Origin of the sequence: Streptomyces sp. NPDC004435 (genome assembly GCF_042873895.1) — a bacterium.
Lineage (GTDB): Bacteria > Actinomycetota > Actinomycetes > Streptomycetales > Streptomycetaceae > Streptomyces.
This window is the reverse complement of sequence record NZ_JBIAMB010000007.1, coordinates 192,421-213,172: the sequence shown is the minus strand read 5'-3', so window position 1 is coordinate 213,172 and position 20,752 is coordinate 192,421. Positions and strand designations below refer to the sequence as shown.

General features: G+C 71.6%; 20 protein-coding genes. 14 read left to right on the top strand and 6 right to left on the bottom strand.

What is annotated here, in order from left to right:
• Positions 1 to 29 precede the first annotated feature (29 nt).
• On the bottom strand, positions 30 to 1,235 hold the full coding sequence (locus ACFYT9_RS14985) for a PucR family transcriptional regulator (RefSeq protein ID WP_389163615.1): 1,206 nt from the start codon (positions 1,233 to 1,235) through the stop codon (positions 30 to 32).
• 195 nt (positions 1,236 to 1,430) lie between these two features.
• Here ACFYT9_RS14985 and ACFYT9_RS14980 point away from each other — a divergent pair, with 195 nt between their 5' ends.
• The 6 genes from ACFYT9_RS14980 to ACFYT9_RS14955 all read left to right on the top strand — a co-directional run bounded on the left by ACFYT9_RS14980 (position 1,431) and on the right by ACFYT9_RS14955 (position 7,535).
• The gene (locus tag ACFYT9_RS14980; RefSeq protein ID WP_376599509.1) at positions 1,431 to 2,357 is read left to right on the top strand and encodes a proline dehydrogenase family protein; all 927 of its coding nucleotides are present in this window, start codon (positions 1,431 to 1,433) and stop codon (positions 2,355 to 2,357) included.
• 35 nt (positions 2,358 to 2,392) lie between these two features.
• Positions 2,393 to 4,024: an L-glutamate gamma-semialdehyde dehydrogenase gene (gene pruA / locus ACFYT9_RS14975; protein WP_376599507.1), complete on the top strand. Its 1,632-nt coding sequence runs from the start codon at positions 2,393 to 2,395 to the stop codon at positions 4,022 to 4,024.
• A gap of 117 nt (positions 4,025 to 4,141) precedes the next feature.
• Positions 4,142 to 4,678: a GNAT family N-acetyltransferase gene (locus ACFYT9_RS14970; RefSeq protein WP_389163611.1), complete on the top strand. Its 537-nt coding sequence runs from the start codon at positions 4,142 to 4,144 to the stop codon at positions 4,676 to 4,678.
• 268 nt (positions 4,679 to 4,946) lie between these two features.
• Positions 4,947 to 5,078 carry a hypothetical protein gene (locus ACFYT9_RS14965; RefSeq protein ID WP_376599504.1) on the top strand — a complete coding sequence of 44 codons (132 nt, stop codon included), beginning with the start codon at positions 4,947 to 4,949 and terminating at the stop codon, positions 5,076 to 5,078.
• A 77-nt stretch (positions 5,079 to 5,155) separates the two neighbouring features.
• On the top strand, positions 5,156 to 6,196 hold the full coding sequence (locus tag ACFYT9_RS14960; RefSeq protein WP_376599502.1) for a 3-isopropylmalate dehydrogenase: 1,041 nt from the start codon (positions 5,156 to 5,158) through the stop codon (positions 6,194 to 6,196).
• 247 nt (positions 6,197 to 6,443) lie between these two features.
• Positions 6,444 to 7,535: a branched-chain amino acid aminotransferase gene (locus ACFYT9_RS14955; RefSeq protein WP_387276052.1), complete on the top strand. Its 1,092-nt coding sequence runs from the start codon at positions 6,444 to 6,446 to the stop codon at positions 7,533 to 7,535.
• 2 nt (positions 7,536 to 7,537) lie between these two features.
• Here the strand turns inward: ACFYT9_RS14955 and ACFYT9_RS14950 are convergent, their stop codons facing one another.
• Positions 7,538 to 8,998: a cytosine permease gene (locus ACFYT9_RS14950; protein ID WP_389163607.1), complete on the bottom strand. Its 1,461-nt coding sequence runs from the start codon at positions 8,996 to 8,998 to the stop codon at positions 7,538 to 7,540.
• A 154-nt stretch (positions 8,999 to 9,152) separates the two neighbouring features.
• Between ACFYT9_RS14950 and ACFYT9_RS14945 the strand changes: the two genes are divergently transcribed.
• From ACFYT9_RS14945 to ACFYT9_RS14925, 5 genes are all read left to right on the top strand, one after another.
• Positions 9,153 to 10,172: an agmatine/peptidylarginine deiminase gene (locus tag ACFYT9_RS14945; RefSeq protein WP_389163604.1), complete on the top strand. Its 1,020-nt coding sequence runs from the start codon at positions 9,153 to 9,155 to the stop codon at positions 10,170 to 10,172.
• Positions 10,173 to 10,271: 99 nt separating this feature from the next.
• A complete protein-coding gene (locus ACFYT9_RS14940) occupies positions 10,272 to 10,826 on the top strand; it encodes a TetR/AcrR family transcriptional regulator (protein ID WP_389163864.1) in 555 nt (184 codons plus the stop codon).
• Positions 10,827 to 10,892: 66 nt separating this feature from the next.
• Complete coding sequence (locus ACFYT9_RS14935) at positions 10,893 to 12,248, top strand: MFS transporter (protein ID WP_376599496.1); 1,356 nt, start codon at positions 10,893 to 10,895, stop codon at positions 12,246 to 12,248.
• 284 nt (positions 12,249 to 12,532) lie between these two features.
• Positions 12,533 to 14,164 carry a citramalate synthase gene (gene cimA / locus ACFYT9_RS14930; protein ID WP_389163601.1) on the top strand — a complete coding sequence of 544 codons (1,632 nt, stop codon included), beginning with the start codon at positions 12,533 to 12,535 and terminating at the stop codon, positions 14,162 to 14,164.
• Positions 14,165 to 14,216: 52 nt separating this feature from the next.
• On the top strand, positions 14,217 to 15,566 hold the full coding sequence (locus ACFYT9_RS14925) for a hypothetical protein (protein ID WP_389163599.1): 1,350 nt from the start codon (positions 14,217 to 14,219) through the stop codon (positions 15,564 to 15,566).
• 95 nt (positions 15,567 to 15,661) lie between these two features.
• Here the strand turns inward: ACFYT9_RS14925 and ACFYT9_RS14920 are convergent, their stop codons facing one another.
• Positions 15,662 to 16,273, bottom strand: a complete 612-nt coding sequence (locus tag ACFYT9_RS14920; RefSeq protein WP_376605309.1) for a YceI family protein — start codon at positions 16,271 to 16,273, stop codon at positions 15,662 to 15,664.
• A gap of 246 nt (positions 16,274 to 16,519) precedes the next feature.
• On the opposite strand from ACFYT9_RS14920, the gene ACFYT9_RS14915 reads away from it, so the two are divergent.
• From ACFYT9_RS14915 to ACFYT9_RS14905, 3 genes are all read left to right on the top strand, one after another.
• Positions 16,520 to 17,029: a hypothetical protein gene (locus ACFYT9_RS14915; RefSeq protein ID WP_389163596.1), complete on the top strand. Its 510-nt coding sequence runs from the start codon at positions 16,520 to 16,522 to the stop codon at positions 17,027 to 17,029.
• A gap of 205 nt (positions 17,030 to 17,234) precedes the next feature.
• Positions 17,235 to 18,818, top strand: a complete 1,584-nt coding sequence (locus tag ACFYT9_RS14910) for an acyl-CoA carboxylase subunit beta (RefSeq protein ID WP_389163593.1) — start codon at positions 17,235 to 17,237, stop codon at positions 18,816 to 18,818.
• A gap of 26 nt (positions 18,819 to 18,844) precedes the next feature.
• Positions 18,845 to 19,048: an acyl-CoA carboxylase subunit epsilon gene (locus ACFYT9_RS14905; protein ID WP_376605303.1), complete on the top strand. Its 204-nt coding sequence runs from the start codon at positions 18,845 to 18,847 to the stop codon at positions 19,046 to 19,048.
• Between the two features lie 89 nt (positions 19,049 to 19,137).
• Here the strand turns inward: ACFYT9_RS14905 and ACFYT9_RS14900 are convergent, their stop codons facing one another.
• The 3 genes from ACFYT9_RS14900 to ACFYT9_RS14890 form a co-directional block, all read right to left on the bottom strand.
• Entirely contained in the window at positions 19,138 to 19,719 is a 582-nt protein-coding gene (locus ACFYT9_RS14900; protein ID WP_226651380.1) for an ATP/GTP-binding protein, read from the bottom strand.
• Positions 19,700 to 20,236, bottom strand: a complete 537-nt coding sequence (locus ACFYT9_RS14895) for a DUF742 domain-containing protein (RefSeq protein WP_376600789.1) — start codon at positions 20,234 to 20,236, stop codon at positions 19,700 to 19,702. Before ACFYT9_RS14895 ends, ACFYT9_RS14900 begins: the two co-directional genes overlap by 20 nt.
• Before the next feature lie 93 nt (positions 20,237 to 20,329).
• Positions 20,330 to 20,743 (bottom strand): roadblock/LC7 domain-containing protein, encoded by a 414-nt coding sequence (locus ACFYT9_RS14890; protein ID WP_030496939.1) that lies wholly within the window; start codon positions 20,741 to 20,743, stop codon positions 20,330 to 20,332.
• Positions 20,744 to 20,752 lie beyond the last annotated feature (9 nt).

The window sequence follows — 20,752 nt, the reverse complement described above, 5'->3', positions numbered from 1 at the left end:
GTGCTTTCCCCGCCGCGACGGCGGGCGGCTCACAGCCGGGCCGTCTTGAGGGCCATGTGGAGGAGCAGGCGGTCCTCGCCGGTGTCCAGGTCGAGGCCGGTGAGCTGTTCGACGCGGGAGAGGCGGTAGTAGAGCGTCTGCCGGTGGATGCCCAGGGCCGCCGCGGTGCGGCCCGCCTGGCCCGCGTGGTCGAGGAACACCTCGGCGGTGCGGGCCAGTTCCGTGTGCGCGGGGCCGAGCAGGGCGCGTACCGCCGGATCCGGCTCGGCCTGGGGGAGGGCGGTGAGCAGCCGGTACGCGCCGAGACCGGACCAGTGGGCGAGCGGGCCGAGCCGGGGCTGGGCGTGTGCGGCGCGGGCGGCGGCGGTCGCCTCGTGCCAGCAGTGGTCGAGGTCCCCGAGCCCCCGGCGGGGGTCGGCGATCCCGGCGACGGCCGCCGGACCGGCCGGTCCGCGCAGCCGTTCGGCGGCGGTGGTGGCGGGGGAGAGGTTGTCGGCGGAGCGGAGCCGCACCAGCACGGCGAGCGCCCGCGGCGGGCCGGGGCGGGCGTCCCCGGCCGGGCCGCCGGAGGCGGGGCCGGCTGCGGTCGCGTACGGGGCGGCCGGGCCGCGCCACGGGAGGGCGCAGAGGGCGGCGGCGCCGGGGACCGTACGCGGGGAGGGAGAGTCCTCGCCGGTCCAGGGGGCGACGCAGACCAGGGCGTGCAGTCCCTCCGCGTCCGGGCCCAGGGCCGTACGGAGGGCGGCGACGGCCATGTCGTACTGCCAGCCGCGCTCCGCCGTCAGGGCGGCCCGCAGCTCGCGGGAGAGGTCGGCGCCGGCCCGCTCCTCGTCGGCGAGGAGCTCGCCGATCCGGGCGGCGACCTCCATCGCGGCCGTGAGCTGCTCGTGCGAGGGGCCGGGCTCGGCGTCCAGGAGCCAGACGTAGCCGAGGACGACACCCCGATGGCGTACCGGGAGGCAGATCCGGTCGCGGAAGACGCCCGCGTCGGGCGCCGCCGGGATGCGGACGGGGCCGGTCGCGCGGGTGATGCCGAAGCCCTCGAACCAGGCGCGGACCGCCGGGGTCGACCTCCGGGTGAGGATCGAGCGGGTGCGGACCGGGTCCATGGCGCTGTCGTCGTCGCTGTCGTGGGCGCCGAAGGCGATCAGCCCGAAGTCACGGTTCTCCAGGGTCGCCGGGGCGCCGAGCAGCGCCGAGATCTCGTCCACCAGCTCCTGGTAATCGCCCTTCACGGGCCCCATTCTCGCACCCGCCGACCGGCCTTTCAGACAGATGTCTGAGGGCGTGTTCACGGATGCGTGACAGCTGTAGATGGCGCAGGATCGGAGCGATCCTTAGGTTTCACGGTGGTTCTCCGTGCTGTTCCCGGTTCGTACCCCTGTGACCGGTATCAGCCCCGTTCTACCCTCGCCCTTTGGAGGTGCCCCGTGCTGGGTCCCGTGATCCTCGCCGCGTCGCGCAGCGACAAGATGCGCCGTCTCGTGTCGGCCGCGCCCGGGACCAAGCAGGTCGTGGCGCGCTTCATCGCCGGCGAGACCGTCGGCGACGTCGTGCCGATCGTCCAGGAGCTCACCGACCGCGGCCTGGAGGTCACCCTCGACGTCGTCGGCGAGGACATCACCACCGTCGAGCAGTCGTACGCCGCCCGGGACGCCTACCTGGAGCTGATCGGCCGCCTCAAGGAGCTGGGCCTCGGCGAGCGCGCCGAGATGTCCGTCAAGCTCTCGATGTTCGGCCAGTCCCTGGAGAACGGCCACGAGCTGGCCCTCGCCAACGTGCGCCCGGTCGTCACGGCCGCCGCCGAGATCGGCACCACGGTCACCCTGGACGCCGAGGACCACACCACCCTCGACTCGATGTTCGCCATCCACGAGGAGCTGCGGAAGGACTTCCCGCAGACCGGCTGCGTCATCCAGGCGTACCTCTTCCGCACCGAGGAGGACGCCCGCCGCCTCGCCGCGAACGGCTCCCGGGTGCGCATCGTGAAGGGCGCCTACAAGGAGCCCGCCGAGGTCGCGATCCAGGACAAGCCCGAGATCGACAAGGCGTACGTCCGGATCATGAAGATCCTGATGGACGGCGAGGGCTACCCGATGATCGGCTCGCACGACCCGCGCCTGATCTCGATCGCCCAGGAGCTGGCCCGCCGCGCCGGGCGCAAGCTGGACGAGTACGAGTTCCAGATGCTGTACGGCATCCGCTCCGAGGAGCAGACCCGGCTCGCCGCCGAGGGCCACCGCATGCGCGTCTACACGGCCTACGGCACCGACTGGTACGGCTACTTCATGCGCCGCCTCGCGGAGAAGCCGGCCAACCTGCTCTTCTTCGTCCGCTCCATCCTCACCAAGGGCTGAGCCCACTACCCCTCATTGAAGGAGTTCAGAGACTTATGGACGCTGTGACCCAGGTCCCCGCTCCCGTCAACGAGCCGGTGCACGGCTACGCCCCCGGTTCGCCCGAGCGCGCCCGTCTGGAGGCCAAGCTCAAGGAGCTGGCCGACAACCCGCGCGAGCTGCCGATGACCATCGGCGGCGTGAAGCGCATGGGCGGCGGCGAGGAGTTCAAGGTCGTCCAGCCGCACAACCACAAGGCCGTCATCGGCACCTTCCGCGGCGCCACCGAGGCCGACGCCCAGGACGCGATCGACGCGGCCCTGGCCGCCGCCCCGGCCTGGCGCGCGATGTCCTTCGACGACCGTGCCGCGATCATCCTGCGCGCCGCCGAGCTGCTCGCCGGCCCCTGGCGCGAGACGCTGGCCGCCTCCACCATGCTCGGCCAGTCGAAGACCGCCCAGCAGGCCGAGATCGACACCCCGTGCGAGCTCGTCGACTTCTGGCGCTTCAACGTGGCGTACGCCCGCCAGATCCTGGCCGAGCAGCCGCCGGCCAACTCCCCGGGCGTGTGGAACCGGCTGGACCACCGCCCGCTGGAGGGCTTCGTCTACGCGATCACGCCGTTCAACTTCACGGCCATCGCGGGCAACCTGCCCACCGCCCCCGCCCTCATGGGCAACGTGGTGGTCTGGAAGCCGTCCCCGACGCAGACCCACTCCGCCGTGCTCCTCATGGAGCTCCTGGAGGAGGCCGGCCTGCCGAAGGGCGTCATCAACCTGGTGACCGGCGACGGCATCGCCGTCTCCGAGGTGGCCCTGAACCACCGCGACCTGGCCGGCATCCACTTCACCGGCTCGACCAAGACCTTCCAGCACCTGTGGAAGACGGTCGGCAACAACATCGAGAAGTACCGCGCGTACCCGCGGATCGTCGGCGAGACCGGCGGCAAGGACTTCGTCGTCGCCCACCCCAGCGCCGACCGCGCGATCCTGAAGACCGCGCTGACCCGTGGCTCCTTCGAGTTCCAGGGCCAGAAGTGCTCCGCGTCCTCGCGTGCGTACATCCCGGCCTCCATCTGGAACGACGGCTTCAAGGAGGAGTTCGCGGCCGAGGTCGACGGCATCAAGATGGGTGACGTCACCGACCTGTCGAACTTCATCGGTGCCGTCATCGACGACCGCTCGTTCGCGAAGAACAAGGCGGCGATCGACCGTGCGTCCTCCGACCCGAGCTGCACGATCGTCGCCGGCGGCACCTACGACGACGCCGAGGGCTACTTCGTCCGCCCGACCGTCATCGAGTGCACCGACCCGGAGAACGAGGTCTTCAAGGCCGAGTACTTCGGTCCGATCCTCGCGATCCACGTGTACGAGGACGAGCGGTACGACGCCATGCTGGAGCAGATGGAGTCGGTCTCCGACTACGCCCTGACCGGCGCCGTCATCTCCAACGACCGCGCCGCCGCCGCGCACACGATGGAGAAGCTCCGCTTCGCCGCGGGCAACTTCTACATCAACGACAAGTCGACCGGCGCCGTCGTCGGCCAGCAGCCCTTCGGCGGCGGCCGCGCCTCCGGCACCAACGACAAGGCCGGCGCCCCGCAGAACCTGATGCGCTGGACGCTGACCCGCGCCATCAAGGAGACGCTGGTCCCGCCGACCGAGTACGGCTACCCGCACATGGGCTGACGCCCGCCCGCCGCGTGAGCGGCCCCTGATCACCGCCCCCCTCCCCGGTCCCCCCAGGCCGGGGTCGGGGGCGGTATTCATGTGCGGGCCCCCGGGAGCCGGTGGCAGGGTGGGCGGATGACCGTGAGGACCGCGCCGACCCATTCCCTCGGCGCCGGGCGGCTGACGGCCGTCCGCGCCCTGCTCGACTCCGCGTTCGACGGAGACTTCTCCGAGGAGGACTGGGACCACACCCTCGGCGGCGTCCACGCCTGGATCGAGGACGGGACGGGGCTCGTCGCGCACGGTGCCGTCGTCCAGCGCCGGGTGCTGCACCGCGGACGCTCGTACCGGACCGGCTACGTCGAAGGGGTGGCCGTCCGGGCCGACGCGCGCCGGCGCGGCCTCGGAAGCGCCGTCATGGACGCCCTGGAGCGGGTGATCGACGCGACCCACGCCCTCGGCGCGCTCTCCGCCTCCGACGAGGGCGCCGCCCTCTACCGGGGGCGCGGGTGGCAGGTCTGGGGCGGCCGGATCGCGGTGCTGGGCCCGGACGGGGTCGTACGGCTCCCGGAGGAGGAGGGCGGCGTCCTCGTCCGCCCCGCGGGCGCCCTGGCCCTCCCGGACCCCGGCGCTCCGCTGGTCTTCGACTGGCGGGACGGCGACGTCGTGTGACGGAGCGGTCGGCCGGGGGAGAGGCGCCGTCTCAGATAGTAGGAAGTCCGAGTAATTGTGGAGACAGATGAGGGGCCCTGCCCTAGCTTTGTAGAAGCCGAACGTCTCGCTCCATCAGCGAATGGCGGTCGAGAGCGCGATGCCCTGTGCAGGCAACCCCTGCGGCGGCGCTCCCCGCCCCTTTCCGGCGCCTTCGATCACTGATCTCCCGATCGCAGCTGATCTCCGCACATCCGGATCACCACTGATCTCAAGGAGTCGATCCCTCATGGCCACTCAGACCGCCCCGCGCGTCCGCCACTCCGCCACCCGCCCCAGCGACGAGGCCCGGCAGAACGCCGCCGCCGCCCTCCAGCGCGCCCTCGACCGCCGTGACAACGGCGGCTCCACCGGCCACTGAGCCGTCCGGCGCCTGTCCGTTCGTCCACATGGTGGACGTTGCGTGTCAGACGATGGGACGAAGAGTAGGGTGCCGCCATGTCTCACAGCATCAATCTCGCAGTCATCCCCGGCGACGGCATCGGCCAGGAGGTCGTGGCCCAGGGCCTCAAGGTCCTCTCGGCGGTGCTTCCCCAGGACGTGAAGCTGGAGACCGAGGAGTACGACTTCGGCGCCCGGCGCTACCACGCCACCGGTGAGACCCTCACCGACGCCGACCTGGACTCCCTCAAGAAGCACGACGCCATCCTGCTCGGCGCGATCGGCGACCCCTCGGTGCCGTCCGGCGTCCTGGAGCGGGGCTTCCTGCTGAAGCTGCGCTTCGCCTTCGACCACCACGTGAACCTGCGCCCCTCGAAGCTGCTCCCCGGCGTCGCGACCCCGCTCGCCGGCCAGCCCGCGATCGACTTCGTCGTGGTCCGCGAGGGCACCGAGGGCCCGTACACGGGCAACGGCGGCACCATCCGCAAGGGCACCGAGCACGAGGTCGCCACCGAGGTCTCCGTCAACACCGCCTTCGGTGTCGAGCGCGTGGTCCGGGACGCCTTCGCCCGCGCCCAGGCCCGCCCGCGCAAGAAGCTCACGCTGGTCCACAAGAACAACGTGCTGACCTTCGCCGGCCACCTCTGGACCGACATCTTCAACCGGGTCGCCCAGGAGTTCCCCGAGGTCACCACCGACTACCTGCACGTCGACGCCGCGACGATCTTCCTCGTCACCGACCCGGCCCGCTTCGACGTCATCGTCACCGACAACCTCTTCGGCGACATCATCACCGACCTCGCCGCGGCCGTCTCCGGCGGCATCGGCGTCGCCGCCTCGGGCAACATCAACCCGGGCCGCGACTTCCCGTCCATGTTCGAGCCGGTGCACGGCTCCGCGCCGGACATCGCGGGCCAGGGCAAGGCCGACCCCACCGCCACCGTCCTCTCCGTCGCCCTCCTGCTGCGCCACCTCGGCTACGAGGCCGAGGCCGCCCGGGTCGAGGCGGCCGTCGAGGCCGACCTGACGGAGCGCGGTGCGGCCGTCCGCACCACGGACGAGATCGGCGACGCGCTCGCCGCGCGAGTAGCGAGCTGACCCGCGCGCCACACTGACACCACAGAGCAGCCGCCGGGTCTCCCAGACACCCGGCGGCTGCTTCGTCGTATGCGGCCACCGGGCGCGAGAACCCCTACCCTCCCTCTCACCGGATCGCGCTCACCCGCGCCGCGTCCACCCGTTTCGTCGTCCGGTCCCCCCGGGCGATAATCGAACGTGGGGCCGCGGCATGCGGGCACGCCGTGGGCGCGGTCCGACCCACACAACCGGTGAAGGACACGCACTCATGACGAAGCCCACGATCGAGCTCAAGCCCTCCTCCAGCCCGCTGTCCACCGCGGACCGTGAGGCGATCCTGGCCAACCCGGGATTCGGCCGGCACTTCACCGACCACATGGTCACCATCCGCTGGACCGAGGGCCGCGGCTGGCACGACGGCCAGCTCGTGCCGTACGGGCCGCTCTCGCTCGACCCGGCGACCAGCGTCCTCCACTACGCGCAGGAGATCTTCGAGGGTCTGAAGGCGTACCGCCGCCCCGACGGCTCGGTCGCCACCTTCCGCCCGGACGCCAACGCCCGCCGCTTCCAGTACTCCGCCCGCCGGCTCGGCATGCCGGAGCTCCCGGTCGAGACCTTCATCGAGGCGTGCGACGCCCTGGTCGGCCAGGACCAGGCGTGGGTCCCGGCGCACGGCGGCGAGGAGTCCCTCTACCTGCGCCCGTTCATGATCGCCACCGAGGTCGGCCTGGGCGTCCGCCCGGCCAACGAGTACCTCTTCGTGGTCATCGCCTCCCCGGCCGGCGCCTACTTCCCGGCCGGCGTCAAGCCGGTCGCCATCTGGGCCTCCGAGGACCGCGTCCGCGCCGTCCCCGGCGGCGTCGGCGACGCGAAGACCGGCGGCAACTACGCCGCCTCCCTGCTCGCCCAGGCCGAGGCCGCCGAGAAGGGCTGCATCCAGGTCGCCTACCTCGACGCCGTCGAGCACAAGTGGGTCGAGGAACTGGGCGGCATGAACCTGTACTTCGTCTACGGGGACAAGATCGTCACTCCGGCCCTCACCGGCTCGCTGCTCGCCGGCATCACCCGCGACTCGCTGCTCCAGGTCGCCAAGGACCTCGGCCACGAGTCGGAGGAGGCCCGCATCTCCATCGACCAGTGGCAGGAGGACGCCGCGAACGGCACCCTCACCGAGGTCTTCGCCTGCGGCACCGCCGCCGTCATCACCCCGGTCGGCACGGTCAGGTCGGCCCGCGGCGACTGGCAGCACGCGGACGGCGAGCCCGGCGAGGTCACCATGAAGCTGCGCGAGGCCCTGCTGGCGATCCAGACCGGCACGGCCGAGGACGCGCACGGCTGGGTGCACCAGCTGGGCAAGTGACCTCAGGGCCGGTCGGCCAGGGCGCCCGGGACGGACTCCGTCCCGGGCGTCCGCCGTTCCGGGGCGGGGGTGAGGACCGCGTACAGCAGGCCGCCGGTGAGCCCCGACAGCACGAAGCTGCAGTCGATCCCGCCGGTCAGGGCCAGCAGCGGACCCTCGTAGAGCGGGGTGGAGACGGCGGCGAGGCCGACGGCCGCGCCGAGCGCCCAGGAGACGGTGGCGCGCGGGTGCCAGCCGGCCGAGAACCAGTAGATCCCGCCGCGTGAACGCCGGTTGTAGACCTGGAGCGCCTCGGGGTCGTACACGCCCCGGCAGCGGACGTGCCCGATCAGGGTGATGACCGCCCACGGGGTGCCCAGCGCGGTCAGGAGCAGGACGAACGAGGTCATCGCCGACCGGGCGTCCGAGGCGAAGTGCCCGAGGAGGACGAAGCCGGTGGCGACCGCCGCGACGACGAGGGTGGCGCGCGCCCGGGTGGCCCGGGGCAGGATCGCGTCGAGGTCGAGGCCCATCGAGTAGAGCATCAGACCGGCGTTGCCGACCGAGCCCGCGGTGGCGGCCAGCAGCAGCGGGACCAGGTACCAGGCGGGGGAGGCGGCGACCAGCGGCCCCGCGTAGTCCTGGCCGGCCCGGGCGGCGAGCGCGGTGACCGTGCCGAAGAGCTGCGGCACCAGCAGGCCGACGAGCAGCCCGAGCGAGGTGGCCCGCCAGACGCTCCGCGCGCTGTGCCGGGTGGGGGAGACGTACCGGGTGTAGTCGCCCAGCAGGGTGATGAAGGCGACCGGGCCGCTGAGGCCGGCGGCGACCGCCGAGAGCAGCCAGGTCGGCCAGAAGGAGCCGAGCAGGTACGGGGTGTCCGGCACCGGCGCGGAGGTGAAGTCGCCGGCGTACGCGACGAGCCCCACGGCCAGGAGGAGGGTCATGCCGACGGCGAGGGCCTTGCTGAGCCGGAGCAGCAGCCGGTAGCCGTACACGGCGCCCACCACCGTGCAGGCCGCGAGCAGCGTGTAGACGGCGGCGTGCGCCCCGTCGCCGGTGGAGAGGCCGGTCAGCCGGGCGAGGGTGCCCACCACGACGTCGCCGCCGATCCACAGGGTCAGGGCGGTGTAGCCCAGCGAGAGCAGCAGCCCCACCACCGAGCCGACGAGCCGTCCGCGGACGCCGAAGAAGGCGCCGGACGAGGTGGAGAGGTTGGTGGCGGTACGCAGGGAGACCAGCGCCAGCGGGGCGGTGACCGCGACGCCGGCGACCGTGCCGGCCACCACGGAGGTCACCGAGCCCCACAGGCCGAGGCCGAAGGAGACGGGCAGCCAGCCGAAGACGATCACCCCCAGACAGAGGTTGGAACCGAGCAGGATCGCGACGAGATCGCGGGGGCCGCTGGTGCGCTCGGCCTCGGGGACGGTGTCGACGCCCCGCTGTTCGATGCCGCGCCGCTCGATTCCGCATTGTTCGACCGCCATGGGACCTCCGGGGGAGCGGATCGGGAACTTTAGAGTGCCGCTCAATGTGACCTGACCCTGCACCGGCCGTCAATGCTTGGAGGGAAACCTCTCAGCATTTAGAGTGGTGCTCAAAGAGTCTCCCGTCACGTTCCACTTCCCCGAGGACCACACCATGACCGCGTACCGCATGCCCGCCGAGTGGACCCCGCACGAGCGGACCTGGATGGCCTGGCCGAGCCCCAACCCCACCTTCACCGACGACGCCGAGCTGGCCGCCGCCCGCGAGGCATGGGCCTCCGTCGCCCGGACCGTACGCCGCTTCGAGCCGGTGACGATGGTCGTCGCCCCGGGGGACGCGGAAGGCGCCCGGGCGCTCCTCGGTGACGACGTCGAGCTGGTCCACCGGGAGCTCGACGACGCCTGGATGCGCGACATCGGCCCGACCTTCGTCACCGACGGCACCTCCCTGGCCGCCGTGGACTGGGTCTTCAACGGCTGGGGCGCCCAGGACTGGGCACGCTGGGAGCACGACTCCAAGATCGCCCGCCATGTCGCGGACGTCGCCGAGGTGCCCGTACTGAGCAGCGCACTGGTCAACGAGGGCGGCGGCATCCACGTCGACGGCGAGGGCACCGTCCTGCTCACCGACACCGTCCAGCTCGGCGCCGGCCGCAACCCCGAGTGGAGCCGCGAGGAGGTCGAGCGGGAGATCCACGCCAAGCTCGGCACCAGCAAGGCGATCTGGCTCCCGCACGGCCTCGCCGGCGACTACGGCATGTACGGCACCCAGGGCCACATCGACATCGTCGCCGCGTTCGCGCGCCCCGGCACCGTCCTCGTCCACAGCCAGCAGGACCCGAACCACCCCGACTACGGCCGCTCGCGGCTGTACGCCGACATCCTGCGCGCCCAGACCGACGCCCAGGGCCGCCCCCTGGAGGTCATCGAGGTCCCCGCCCCCACCGTCCTCAAGGACGAGGAGGGCGACTGGGTCGACTACTCCTACATCAACCACTACCTCTGCAACGGCGCCGTCGTCCTGTGCGCCTTCGACGACCCGCACGACGAGCTCGCCGCCGAGATCTTCCGCCGCCTCTTCCCGGACCGCGAGGTCGTCCTGGTCGACGCCCGCACGATCTTCGCGGCCGGCGGCGGCATCCACTGCATCACCCAGCAGCAGCCCGCGGTGTAGAACGTACGAGTGAGTCAGAGCAGCAGCCCCGTCCCGGCCCGCGCCCCCCGCCGGCGCAACCAGCCCGCCCCGCCCCGCGAGGACGTCTTCGCGGCGGCGATGGACACCGTCGCCGAGCGCGGACTCGACGGGCTCACGATGGCCGGGCTCGGGCGGCAGGTCGGGATGAGCAGCGGCCACCTGCTGTACTACTTCCGCACCAAGGACGAGCTGCTCCTCCAGACGCTGGAGTGGAGCGAGGGACGGCTCGGGGCCGAGCGCGGGGCGCTGCTCTCCGGGCCCGGGACCTCCCGCGAACGGCTCGACGGATACGTCGACGTGTACGTGCCCGCCGGGCCGCGCGACCCGCACTGGACGCTCTGGCTGGAGGTCTGGAACCGGTCGCAGAACGCCGACGCGGACGCCCGCGCCCGCCAGGCCGCCATCGAGCGCGCCTGGCACCGGGACCTCGTCGCGATCCTCGCCGAGGGCGTCTCGCGGGGCGAGTTCCGGTCCGTCGACCCGGATCGCTTCGCCACCCGAATGCGCGCACTCCTGGACGGCTACAGCGTGCACGTGGCGGTCGGTCTGCCCGGCACCGGGCGGGACGAAGTCCTCGCGCAGGTCCGGGAGTTCATCGACGAAACCCTGATCCCGCGAACTCAAGGAACGTAAGTACTCCCGATCGTTGCCCCCTGCACCCTTGTTGTGCGGGGGTTCGCTCCGGCACGGTTCCGGGCCATGGGACGAGATCACTGGAAGAAGATCTGGATCGGCTCGGCCGGGAACATGGTCGAGTGGTTCGACTGGTTCGTGTACGCGAGCTTCGCCGTCTACTTCGCGGGCGCCTTCTTCCCCGAGGGCAACGACACCGCCAAACTCATGAACACCGCCGGCATCTTCGCCGTCGGCTTCTTCATGCGCCCCGTCGGCGGCTGGCTCCTCGGCCGGGTCGGCGACCGGAAGGGCCGCAAGGCCGCGCTCACCCTCACCGTCACCCTGATGTCCGCCTCGGCGCTCCTCATCGCCGTCGCCCCCACCTACGCCGTCGCCGGCTACGGCGGCGCCGCCGTCCTCCTCGTCGCCCGCCTCCTCCAGGGCCTCTCCGTCGGCGGCGAGTACGCGGCCAGCGCCACGTACCTCACGGAGGCGTCCGCCCCCGGCCGGCGCGGCCTCGCCTCCAGCTTCCAGTACGTCTCCATGACCGCGGGACAGGTCTTCGGCCTCGGCCTGCTGCTGGTCCTCCAGCACACGATGTCCAGCGAGGCCCTGCACAGCTGGGGCTGGCGCGTCCCCTTCGTCATCGGCGCCCTCGGCGCCGCCGTCGTGTTCTACCTGCGCCGGAACATGCTGGAGACCGAGGTGTACGAGGAGACCGCCGACGCGGGCGTCGCCCACGGGGAGCAGGGCACCCTCAAGGCCCTGTGGGCGCACCGCCGCGAGGCGTTCCTCGTCGTCGCCCTCACCATGGGCGGCACGGTGGCCTACTACACGTACACCACGTACCTCACCAAGTACCTGTCCAACAGCGCCGGGCTGCCCAAGCAGACCGCCACCCTCGTCTCCTTCTGCGCCCTCATCGTCTTCGCCTGCCTCCAGCCGCTCGCCGGCGCGCTCTCCGACCGGATCGGCCGCCGCCCCCTCCTCATCACCTTCGCCGTCGGCTCCACCCTCCTCACGGTGCCGATCCTGACGATGCTCAAGCGGGCCGACTCGTTCTGGCCGGCCCTCGGGCTCTCGCTCCTCGCCCTGCTCGTCGTCACCGGCTACACCTCGATCAACGCCTGCGTGAAGGCCGAACTGTTCCCCACCGGCATTCGCGCCCTCGGCGTCGCCCTGCCGTACGCGATCGCCAACGCGCTCTTCGGCGGCACCGCCGAGTACGTCGCCCTCTGGTTCAAGAACGCCGGGATCGAGTCCGGCTTCGCCTGGTACGTGGCCGGGTGCGCGGCCGTCTCGCTGATCGTCTACCTGGTGATGCGGGAGACCCGCGACATCGACCTGGCCCGGGTGGGCACCGACGCGAGGACGGCCGCCGGGACCGATCCCGTACCGCCGGCCAGGAGGACCGGCGCCGCCGTGGATTCCGCATCGTGAGATCCGCGTCCTGAACCGCGCGGGCCTGTGGCAAACTGCGGGCGTGCTTGCTACCACGATGATTATCGGCAGCGGCGCGCCGGTCCGCAGTGACCGCTGAACCCCGGGACTCCACCCCCGCGGCGGCGGCCACCGTGCCCCAGACCCGCGCGCAGACCTCTCGCACCCGCGAGGGGTTTTTTCGTTTTCCGGCCCCACCCACGCCGGAGACGGACAGCGCGTGAGAATGGGGGCAAGTGGATCCATACCTTCCGGAGCCACATCCGACAGGAGCCAACACACTCATGACCACCGAGAACGGCGAGAGCCCCCGTCCGGGCGCCGGCCCGGCCGACGACAGCTTCCACGTCTTCGACACGACGCTCCGCGACGGAGCCCAGCGTGAGGGCATCAACCTCACCGTCGCGGACAAGCTGACCATCGCCCGGCACCTCGACGAGTTCGGCGTCGGCTTCATCGAAGGCGGCTGGCCCGGTGCCAACCCGCGGGACACCGAGTTCTTCGCCCGCGCCCGCCAGGAGATCCACTTCAAGAACGCCCGGCTCGTGGCCTTCGGCGCCACCCGCAGGGCCGGCGGCAGTGCCGCCGACGACCCGCAGGTCAAGGCTCTGCTCGACTCCGGCGCCCCGGTGATCACCCTGGTGGCGAAGTCCCACGACCGGCACGTCGAACTGGCCCTGCGCACCACCCTCGACGAGAACCTGGCGATGGTCCGCGACACCGTCTCCCACCTGCGCGCCGAGGGCCGCCGCGTCTTCGTCGACTGCGAGCACTTCTTCGACGGCTACAAGGCCAACCCCGCCTACGCCAAGGCCGTCGTCCGGGCCGCGCACGAGGCCGGCGCCGACGTCGTCATCCTCTGCGACACCAACGGCGGCATGCTCCCCGCCCAGATCCAGGCCGTCGTCGCCACCGTCCTCGCCGACACCGGCGCCCGGCTCGGCATCCACGCCCAGGACGACACCGGCTGCGCCGTCGCCAACACCCTCGCCGCCGTCGACGCGGGCGCCACCCACGTCCAGTGCACCGCCAACGGCTACGGCGAGCGGGTCGGCAACGCCAACCTCTTCCCGGTCGTCGCCGCCCTGGAGCTCAAGTACGGCAAGCAGGTGCTGCCCGACGGCGCCCTCGCCGAGATGACCCGGATCTCGCACGCCATCGCCGAGGTCGTCAACCTCACCCCCTCCACCCACCAGCCGTACGTGGGCGTCTCCGCCTTCGCCCACAAGGCCGGCCTGCACGCCTCCGCGATCAAGGTCGACCCCGACCTCTACCAGCACATCGACCCCGAGCTGGTCGGCAACACCATGCGGATGCTCGTCTCCGACATGGCCGGCCGCGCCTCCATCGAGCTCAAGGGCAAGGAGCTCGGCGTCGACCTCGGCGGCGACCGCGCCCTGGTCGCCCGGGTGGTCGAGCGGGTCAAGGAGCGCGAGCTCCAGGGCTACACGTACGAGGCCGCCGACGCCTCCTTCGAACTGCTGCTCCGCGCCGAGGCCGAGGGCCGGGCCCGCCGCTACTTCCGCATCGAGTCCTGGCGGGCGATCACCGAGAACCGCCCCGACGGCACCCACGCCAACGAGGCCACCGTCAAGCTGTGGGCCAAGGGCGAGCGGATGCTCGCGACCGCCGAGGGCAACGGCCCGGTCAACGCCCTCGACCGCGCCCTGCGGGTCGCCCTGGAGCCGGTCTACCCCCAGCTCGCCAAGTTCGAGCTCGTCGACTACAAGGTCCGCATCCTCGAAGGCCGGCACGGCACCGAGTCCACCACCCGCGTCCTCGTCACCACGGGCGACGGCACCGACGAGTGGTCCACCGTCGGCGTCGGCGAGAACGTGATCGCCGCCTCCTGGCAGGCCCTGGAGGACGCCTTCACCTACGGTCTGCTGCGGGCCGGGGTGGACCCCGCGGAGTAGACGACCTTCGCCCGGTATGTCTAGTTCTGGTCCATTCGGGTAATTTCGAAGCATGAGGACCAGGGTGATTTCGGTGTGGTCGGCCCTCGCCGGGCTGATCCTCCTGCTGCTCCTGGCCCTGGCCCCCGCGTCGGCGGGTGCCAGGGCCACGGGCGTCCCCGAGGCGGGCGCGGCCCTGAGACAGGGCCCGGTCTACGTCGACCCGGGCGCCGCCGACCAGCTCTCGACGGCCGACGCGGCCGCCCTCGCGCAGAAGATCGAGGACGCCGACAAGCCGCTCTTCGTGGCGGTGCTGCCGGAGGGTGCGGAGTACCCGTCGCAGGGGCTCATCGACAACCTGCGCGAGCAGACCGGGCTCCCGGGCGTGTACGCCGTGCGGCTCGGCGACGACTTCGCCGCGAAGGCCGACAGCCGGGTGCTGTCGGCGGGCGCGGTGGAGAACATGGTCGCCACCGTCGACCGTCCCGGCGCGGACGCCGCCACCGAGCTGAACGCCTTCGCCGACCAGGCCCTCCCCGCGATGCGCGGCAGCGCGCCGGACGCCTGGGCCGGCGGCTCCGACTCCGGCGTGCCGGTCGCCGGCCTCGTCACCCTGGGCGCGGTCGCCGCCGCCGGCGGCGCGGGCGCCTATGCCGTGGTCCGCGGCCGGCGCAAGCGCAAGGAGGCGGAGGAGCGCGCCGCGCTGGAGAAGCTCCAGGTCGTCGTCGACGAGGACATCACCGCCTTCGGCGAGGAGCTGGAACGCCTCGACTTCCACCCGGCGGAGCCCGGCGCCGACGAGGAGATGCGCGCCGACTACGAGCGCGCCCTGGACTCCTACGACCGGGCGAAGTCGCTGATGGGCTCGGCGACCCGACCGCACGACGTCCGGGGGGTGACCGAGGCCCTGGACGACGGCCGCTTCGCGCTCGCCGTGCTGGACGCCCGCCGCGGCTCCCGCCCGCTGCCGGAGCGCCGGCCCCCGTGCTTCTTCGACCCGCGCCACGGCCCCTCCGTCGAGGACCGCACCTGGACCCCGGTCGGCGGGAGCTCCCGAGAGGTCCCGGTCTGCGCCGCCGACGCGGCCCGCCTGGACGACGGACAGGACCCGCGGGCGCGGACCGTCGAGACCGATTCCGGCCGTCGCCCCTACTGGGAGGCGGGCCCGGCGTACGGCCCCTGGGCCGGCGGCTACTTCGGCGGCGGTCTCCTCCCCGGCCTCCTCGCGGGCACCCTCCTCGGCTCGGCCCTCGCCACCCCGGCCTACGCCTCCGAGTACGGCGGCCAGGACTTCCAGGACGGCCAGGGCGGCGACTTCGGCGGCACGGACTTCGGGGGCGGTGACTTCGGCGGGGGTGGCGACTTCGGCGGGGGCGGCGGTTTCGGCGGCGGTGGCGACTTCGGCGGCGGCGGAGGCTTCTGAGTTCCCCGCGACGGCTGCCGGAGAACGCCGAGCGCCCGCCGTCCGCTGCACAGCGGAGGGCGGGCGCGCTCGTGTCCGGGCCCTGCGGGGGAGGGTCAGGCGGCGTTCTTGATCGCGGAGATGTCGAAGTTCAGCTTCACCTTGTCGCTGACCATGACACCGCCGGTCTCCAGGGCCGCGTTCCAGGTGAGGCCCCACTCGGAGCGGAGGATCTCGGCGGAGCCCTCGAAGCCGACGCGCTCGTTGCCGTACGGGTCGGTGGCCGTGCCGTTGAACTCCAGGTCGATGGAGAGCGGCTTGGTGACGTCCTTGATGGTCAGGTCGCCGGTGATGCGGTACTTGTCGCCGCCCAGCTGCGCCGCCTCGGTGGAGCGGAAGCTCATCAGGGGGAACTGCTCGGCGTCGAAGAAGTCGCCGCTGCGCAGGTGGTTGTCGCGGTCGCCGATGCCGGTGTCGACGGAGGCGATCCTGACGTCGATGGAGGCGCTGGACGCGGCCGGGTCGGAGCCGTTCAGCTTCAGCGTGCCCTCGTGCTCGCCGAAGGAGCCGCGGACGTTGGTGACCATCGCGTGCCGGACGGTGAAGCCGATGCTGCTGTGCGCGGCGTCGATGGTGTAGTCGCCGGTCAGCGCGGCCAGGGCCGGGTCCACGGGGAGGGTGGCGGTGGTGGTGGCGGACTCGGTGTTCTTGCGGCCGAAGATACCCATGACGTGCTCCTTCTCGGGGATGTCGTCGAAGCCGGGGAGGGGTTGTTGAAGCTTCAACGAGAACGACTGTAACCCCATTCAGTTCAACTTTCAACATCTGTGGAGGAAGTTCATCCGGATGGCGTCAGGAAAGCCCCGACGCCCTCTGGCGGACGCGCGTAGAACTACGGCACCATCTCCCTGCGCGACGAGCACCACCTGCACCGCCGTCCCCACCCGTCACGGTCATCAGCAGGAGGAACCCCCGTGAAGCTCCGGTCCGTCCTCACCGCGGTCGCCCTCGTCCTCGGCGCCCTCTTCGCCCCCGGCTTCGGCGCCCTCACCTCCGGCGGCGAGGCCCACGCCGTCACCAAGATCAGCCACGCCACCGCGACCTCGAAGTTCAGCGCCTCCGGCATCACCTGGTCCTCGTCCGGCGGCTGCTCGAACCGCTCCAACCCCACCTGCACCTCCTTCGAGCAGCTCAACCTCGCCACCGCCCAGGGCGCCCAGACCCTCAGGAGCGCCAGCGGCTGCGCCCTCAACATCACCGGCGGCACCGAGACCGGCCACGCCGGCGGCACCTACTCGCACTGGAACGGCTACAAGCTCGACTTCAGCAAGTACACGTGCCTCGGGAACTACATCAAGAACGCGTTCACCTACATCGGCGTGCGCGGGGACGGCGCCCCGCAGTGGCGCTCCGGCGCCGGTAACGTCTACGCCGACGAGGGCAACCACTGGGACGTGACCTTCTACAACTGCGGCGGCTGCTGAACCGCACGGCTCCACCCGGCGCGGGCCCTCGTCACCCCGGGGCCCGCGCTCCACTTTTGTGGAACCCCCACAAGTTAACCGGCCTCCTGGCTGTCGACTCACCCCGTCGGTCCCACGCTTCTGTCCGTCCCCGCCAGGAATCGACACGCGAGACTGTACGGAGTCGACGGCGGGGTTTTCATGGTCGAGTTCGTAGGGTCGGTACATGACCCTTGTCGACGAGATCCCGAGCGAGCCCACCGACGCACGCGGCCGTGTCGCCGAACTGCACGTCCTGCGCGAGCAGGCGCTGGCCGGCCCCAGTGAGCGCGCGACCGAGGCGCAGCACGCCAAGGGCAAGCTGACCGCGCGCGAGCGCATCGAGCTGCTCCTCGACCCGGGTTCCTTCAGCGAGGTCGAGCAGCTCCGCCGGCACCGCGCCCAGGGCTTCGGCCTGGAGGCCAAGAAGCCCTACACCGACGGCGTCATCACCGGCTGGGGGACCGTCGAGGGCCGTACGGTCTTCGTCTACGCCCACGACTTCCGGATCTTCGGCGGCGCGCTGGGCGAGGCCCACGCCACCAAGATCCACAAGATCATGGACATGGCCATCGCGGCCGGTGCCCCGCTGGTCTCCCTGAACGACGGCGCCGGCGCGCGCATCCAGGAGGGCGTCTCCGCCCTCGCCGGCTACGGCGGCATCTTCCAGCGCAACACCAGGGCGTCCGGCGTCATCCCGCAGATCAGCGTGATGCTCGGCCCGTGCGCCGGCGGTGCGGCCTACAGCCCCGCCCTCACCGACTTCGTCTTCATGGTCCGCGAGACCTCGCAGATGTTCATCACCGGCCCGGACGTCGTCAAGGCGGTCACCGGCGAGGAGATCACCCAGAACGGCCTCGGCGGCGCCGACGTGCACGCCGGGACCTCCGGCGTCGCGCACTTCGCGTACGACGACGAGGAGACCTGCATCGCCGAGGTGCGCTACCTCCTGTCGATGCTCCCGCAGAACAACCGCGAGAACCCGCCGACCGTCCCCTCCGAGGACCCGGCCGACCGCCGCTCCGACGTCCTGCTCGACCTGGTGCCCGCCGACGGCAACCGCCCGTACGACATGCACAAGGTCATCGAGGAGCTCGTCGACGAGGGCGACTACCTGGAGATCCACGAGCGCTGGGCGCGCAACATCATCTGCGCCCTGGCCCGCCTCGACGGCCAGGTCGTCGGCATCGTCGCCAACCAGCCGCAGTCCCTCGCCGGCGTCCTCGACATCGAGGCGTCCGAGAAGGCCGCCCGCTTCGTGCAGATGTGCGACGCCTTCAACATCCCGATCATCACCCTTCTGGACGTCCCCGGCTTCCTGCCCGGCGTCGACCAGGAGCACGGTGGAATCATCCGCCACGGCGCGAAGCTGCTGTACGCGTACTGCAACGCGACCGTGCCCCGGATCTCACTGATCCTGCGCAAGGCGTACGGCGGCGCATACATCGTCATGGACTCCCAGTCCATCGGCGCCGACCTGACGTACGCCTGGCCCACCAACGAAATCGCGGTCATGGGCGCCGAGGGCGCCGCCAACGTGATCTTCCGCAAGCAGATCGCGGAGGCCGAGGACCCCGAAGCCATGCGCACCCGCATGGTCAAGGAGTACAAGGCCGAGCTGATGCACCCGTACTACGCGGCCGAGCGCGGACTCGTCGATGACGTCATCGACCCCGCCGACACCCGCCAGGTGCTCATCCGGTCCCTCGCCATGCTCCGCACCAAGCACGCCGACCTGCCGTCCCGCAAGCACGGCAACCCGCCGCAGTAAGACTTCAGCCAGAGGAGTCCACCGAAGTGACCACGCCTGCCACAGCCAACCTTCTCCGCGTCGAGAAGGGCCACGCCGACCCCGAGGAGCTGGCCGCCATCACCGCGGTCCTGCTCGCCCGCGCCGCCTCCCAGCCCGAGCCCGCCGTCGCCGGCCACGGCCGCAGCGCCGCCGGCTGGCGCCGACTGGAGCGCGAGAGCGGCTTCCGCGCCCCGCACAGCTGGCGCTGACGCCCCGGACGTACGCAAAGGGCCCCCGCTCCTTCGAGGAGCGGGGGCCCTTTCGTGTGGCGGTGCCACCGACGAACCCGGCGGGACGGTTACCGCAGGCGGGCCATGAGGGCGTGCTCGACGAGGGTGATGAGCGCGCTCTTGGCGTCCGCGCGGTGGCGGGCGTCGGTGGTGATGATCGGGGTGTCGGGCCCGATCTGGAGGGCCTCGCGGACCTCCTCCGGGTTGTAGGGCTGGTTGCCGTCGAAGCCGTTGAGGGCGATGACGAACGGCAGGCCGCTGTTCTCGAAGTAGTCGACCGCGGGGAAGCAGTCGGCGAGGCGGCGGGTGTCGACGAGGACGACGGCGCCGATGGCGCCGCGGACCAGGTCGTCCCACATGAACCAGAAGCGGTCCTGGCCGGGGGTGCCGAACAGGTACAGGATCAGGTCCTGGTCCAGCGTGATACGGCCGAAGTCCATGGCGACAGTCGTCGTCGTCTTGTCGCCGGTGTGCGTGAGGTCGTCGATGCCCGCGGACGCGGACGTCATGACGGCCTCGGTGCGCAGCGGATTGATCTCCGAGACGGCACCCACGAACGTGGTCTTGCCCACGCCGAAGCCGCCCGCCACCACGATCTTCGCGCTGGTGGTTGAACGGGCCGCGCCGCCGCTAGAGCTTGCGAAGTCCACTGAGCACCCTTTCGAGCAGTGTCACGTCTGGCTGACCGCCGGCGGCTTCGTCGCCGCCGGGCTGGTGGATGGCGACGAGTCCGGCCTCTGCCAGGTCGGCGACGAGGATTCGGGCGACGCCGAGGGGGATGGAGAGAAGGGCCGAGATCTCCGCGACCGACTTGATCTCGAAGCACAGCCGGCAGATCCGCTGGTGCTCGGGCAACTGCCCCTGCAGCCGGGACGGATCGGCCGTGGTGCTGACCAGGGCCTCGATGGCGAGCTGGTAGCGCGGCCGGGTCCGGCCGCCGGTCATGGCGTACGGACGCACGAGCGGGTTGTGTCCGCCGCCGGCGCTCGCACTGCCCGCGGCCCGCTGGGGCGCGGGCTGCGCCTGCGGCTGCTGCCCGTAGTGCTGGGGGACACCCTGTCTGCTGGGTGCGGAAGGGAAGTTGTACCGGTTCTGCGCGGCGTCGCCCTGCGGCACCTGATGCGCGTCAAAACCGTTGTAGGGGTTCGCCCCCGGGGGTGTTCCCACGTCTCCTCCTCCGACTGCTTCGCGGCCCATGTCCCTTGGAACCGCGTCACCGCACCCTAACGGTGCGGTGACGTGAAACGCACTGTGTGTTTGTTAGTTGAGAAGACTTCCCTGGAGCTCCGCCCGCAGGTCCGGGGTGAGGACGGAGCCCGCGCGGTCCACCAGCAGGGCCATCTCGTAGCCCACGAGACCGATGTCGGACTCGGGGTGGGCGAGGACGGCCAGCGAGGAACCGTCCGAGACCGACATGATGAAGAGGAAGCCGCGCTCCATCTCCACCACGGTCTGGTTGACCGCGCCGCCCTCGAAGATCCGGGACGCGCCCGCGGTCAGCGAGGTCAGCCCGGAGGCGACCGCCGCCAGCTGGTCGGCACGGTCCCGGGGGAATCCCTCGGACATGGCCAGCAGGAGTCCGTCGGCGGAGACCACCACCGTGTGGGACACCCCGGGGGTGTTGTCCACGAAGTTGGTGATCAACCAGTTCAGATTCTGCGCCGCCTGGCTCATCGGGCTCAC

What these genes read in the sequence shown, in the direction of transcription:
- ACFYT9_RS14960 (WP_376599502.1), top strand. Translation starts at nt 5,156, where the DNA reads ATGTCTCACAGCATCAATCTCGCAGTCATCCCCGGCGACGGCATCGGC.
- cimA (WP_389163601.1), top strand. Translation starts at nt 12,533, where the DNA reads ATGACCACCGAGAACGGCGAGAGCCCCCGTCCGGGCGCCGGCCCGGCC.
- ACFYT9_RS14890 (WP_030496939.1), bottom strand. Translation starts at nt 20,743, where the DNA reads ATGAGCCAGGCGGCGCAGAATCTGAACTGGTTGATCACCAACTTCGTG.
- ACFYT9_RS14935 (WP_376599496.1), top strand. Translation starts at nt 10,893, where the DNA reads ATGGGACGAGATCACTGGAAGAAGATCTGGATCGGCTCGGCCGGGAAC.
- ACFYT9_RS14970 (WP_389163611.1), top strand. Translation starts at nt 4,142, where the DNA reads ATGACCGTGAGGACCGCGCCGACCCATTCCCTCGGCGCCGGGCGGCTG.
- ACFYT9_RS14965 (WP_376599504.1), top strand. Translation starts at nt 4,947, where the DNA reads ATGGCCACTCAGACCGCCCCGCGCGTCCGCCACTCCGCCACCCGCCCC.
- ACFYT9_RS14920 (WP_376605309.1), bottom strand. Translation starts at nt 16,273, where the DNA reads ATGGGTATCTTCGGCCGCAAGAACACCGAGTCCGCCACCACCACCGCC.
- ACFYT9_RS14945 (WP_389163604.1), top strand. Translation starts at nt 9,153, where the DNA reads ATGACCGCGTACCGCATGCCCGCCGAGTGGACCCCGCACGAGCGGACC.
- ACFYT9_RS14940 (WP_389163864.1), top strand. Translation starts at nt 10,272, where the DNA reads ATGGACACCGTCGCCGAGCGCGGACTCGACGGGCTCACGATGGCCGGG.
- ACFYT9_RS14910 (WP_389163593.1), top strand. Translation starts at nt 17,235, where the DNA reads ATGACCCTTGTCGACGAGATCCCGAGCGAGCCCACCGACGCACGCGGC.
- ACFYT9_RS14955 (WP_387276052.1), top strand. Translation starts at nt 6,444, where the DNA reads ATGACGAAGCCCACGATCGAGCTCAAGCCCTCCTCCAGCCCGCTGTCC.
- pruA (WP_376599507.1), top strand. Translation starts at nt 2,393, where the DNA reads ATGGACGCTGTGACCCAGGTCCCCGCTCCCGTCAACGAGCCGGTGCAC.
- ACFYT9_RS14950 (WP_389163607.1), bottom strand. Translation starts at nt 8,998, where the DNA reads ATGGCGGTCGAACAATGCGGAATCGAGCGGCGCGGCATCGAACAGCGG.
- ACFYT9_RS14925 (WP_389163599.1), top strand. Translation starts at nt 14,217, where the DNA reads ATGAGGACCAGGGTGATTTCGGTGTGGTCGGCCCTCGCCGGGCTGATC.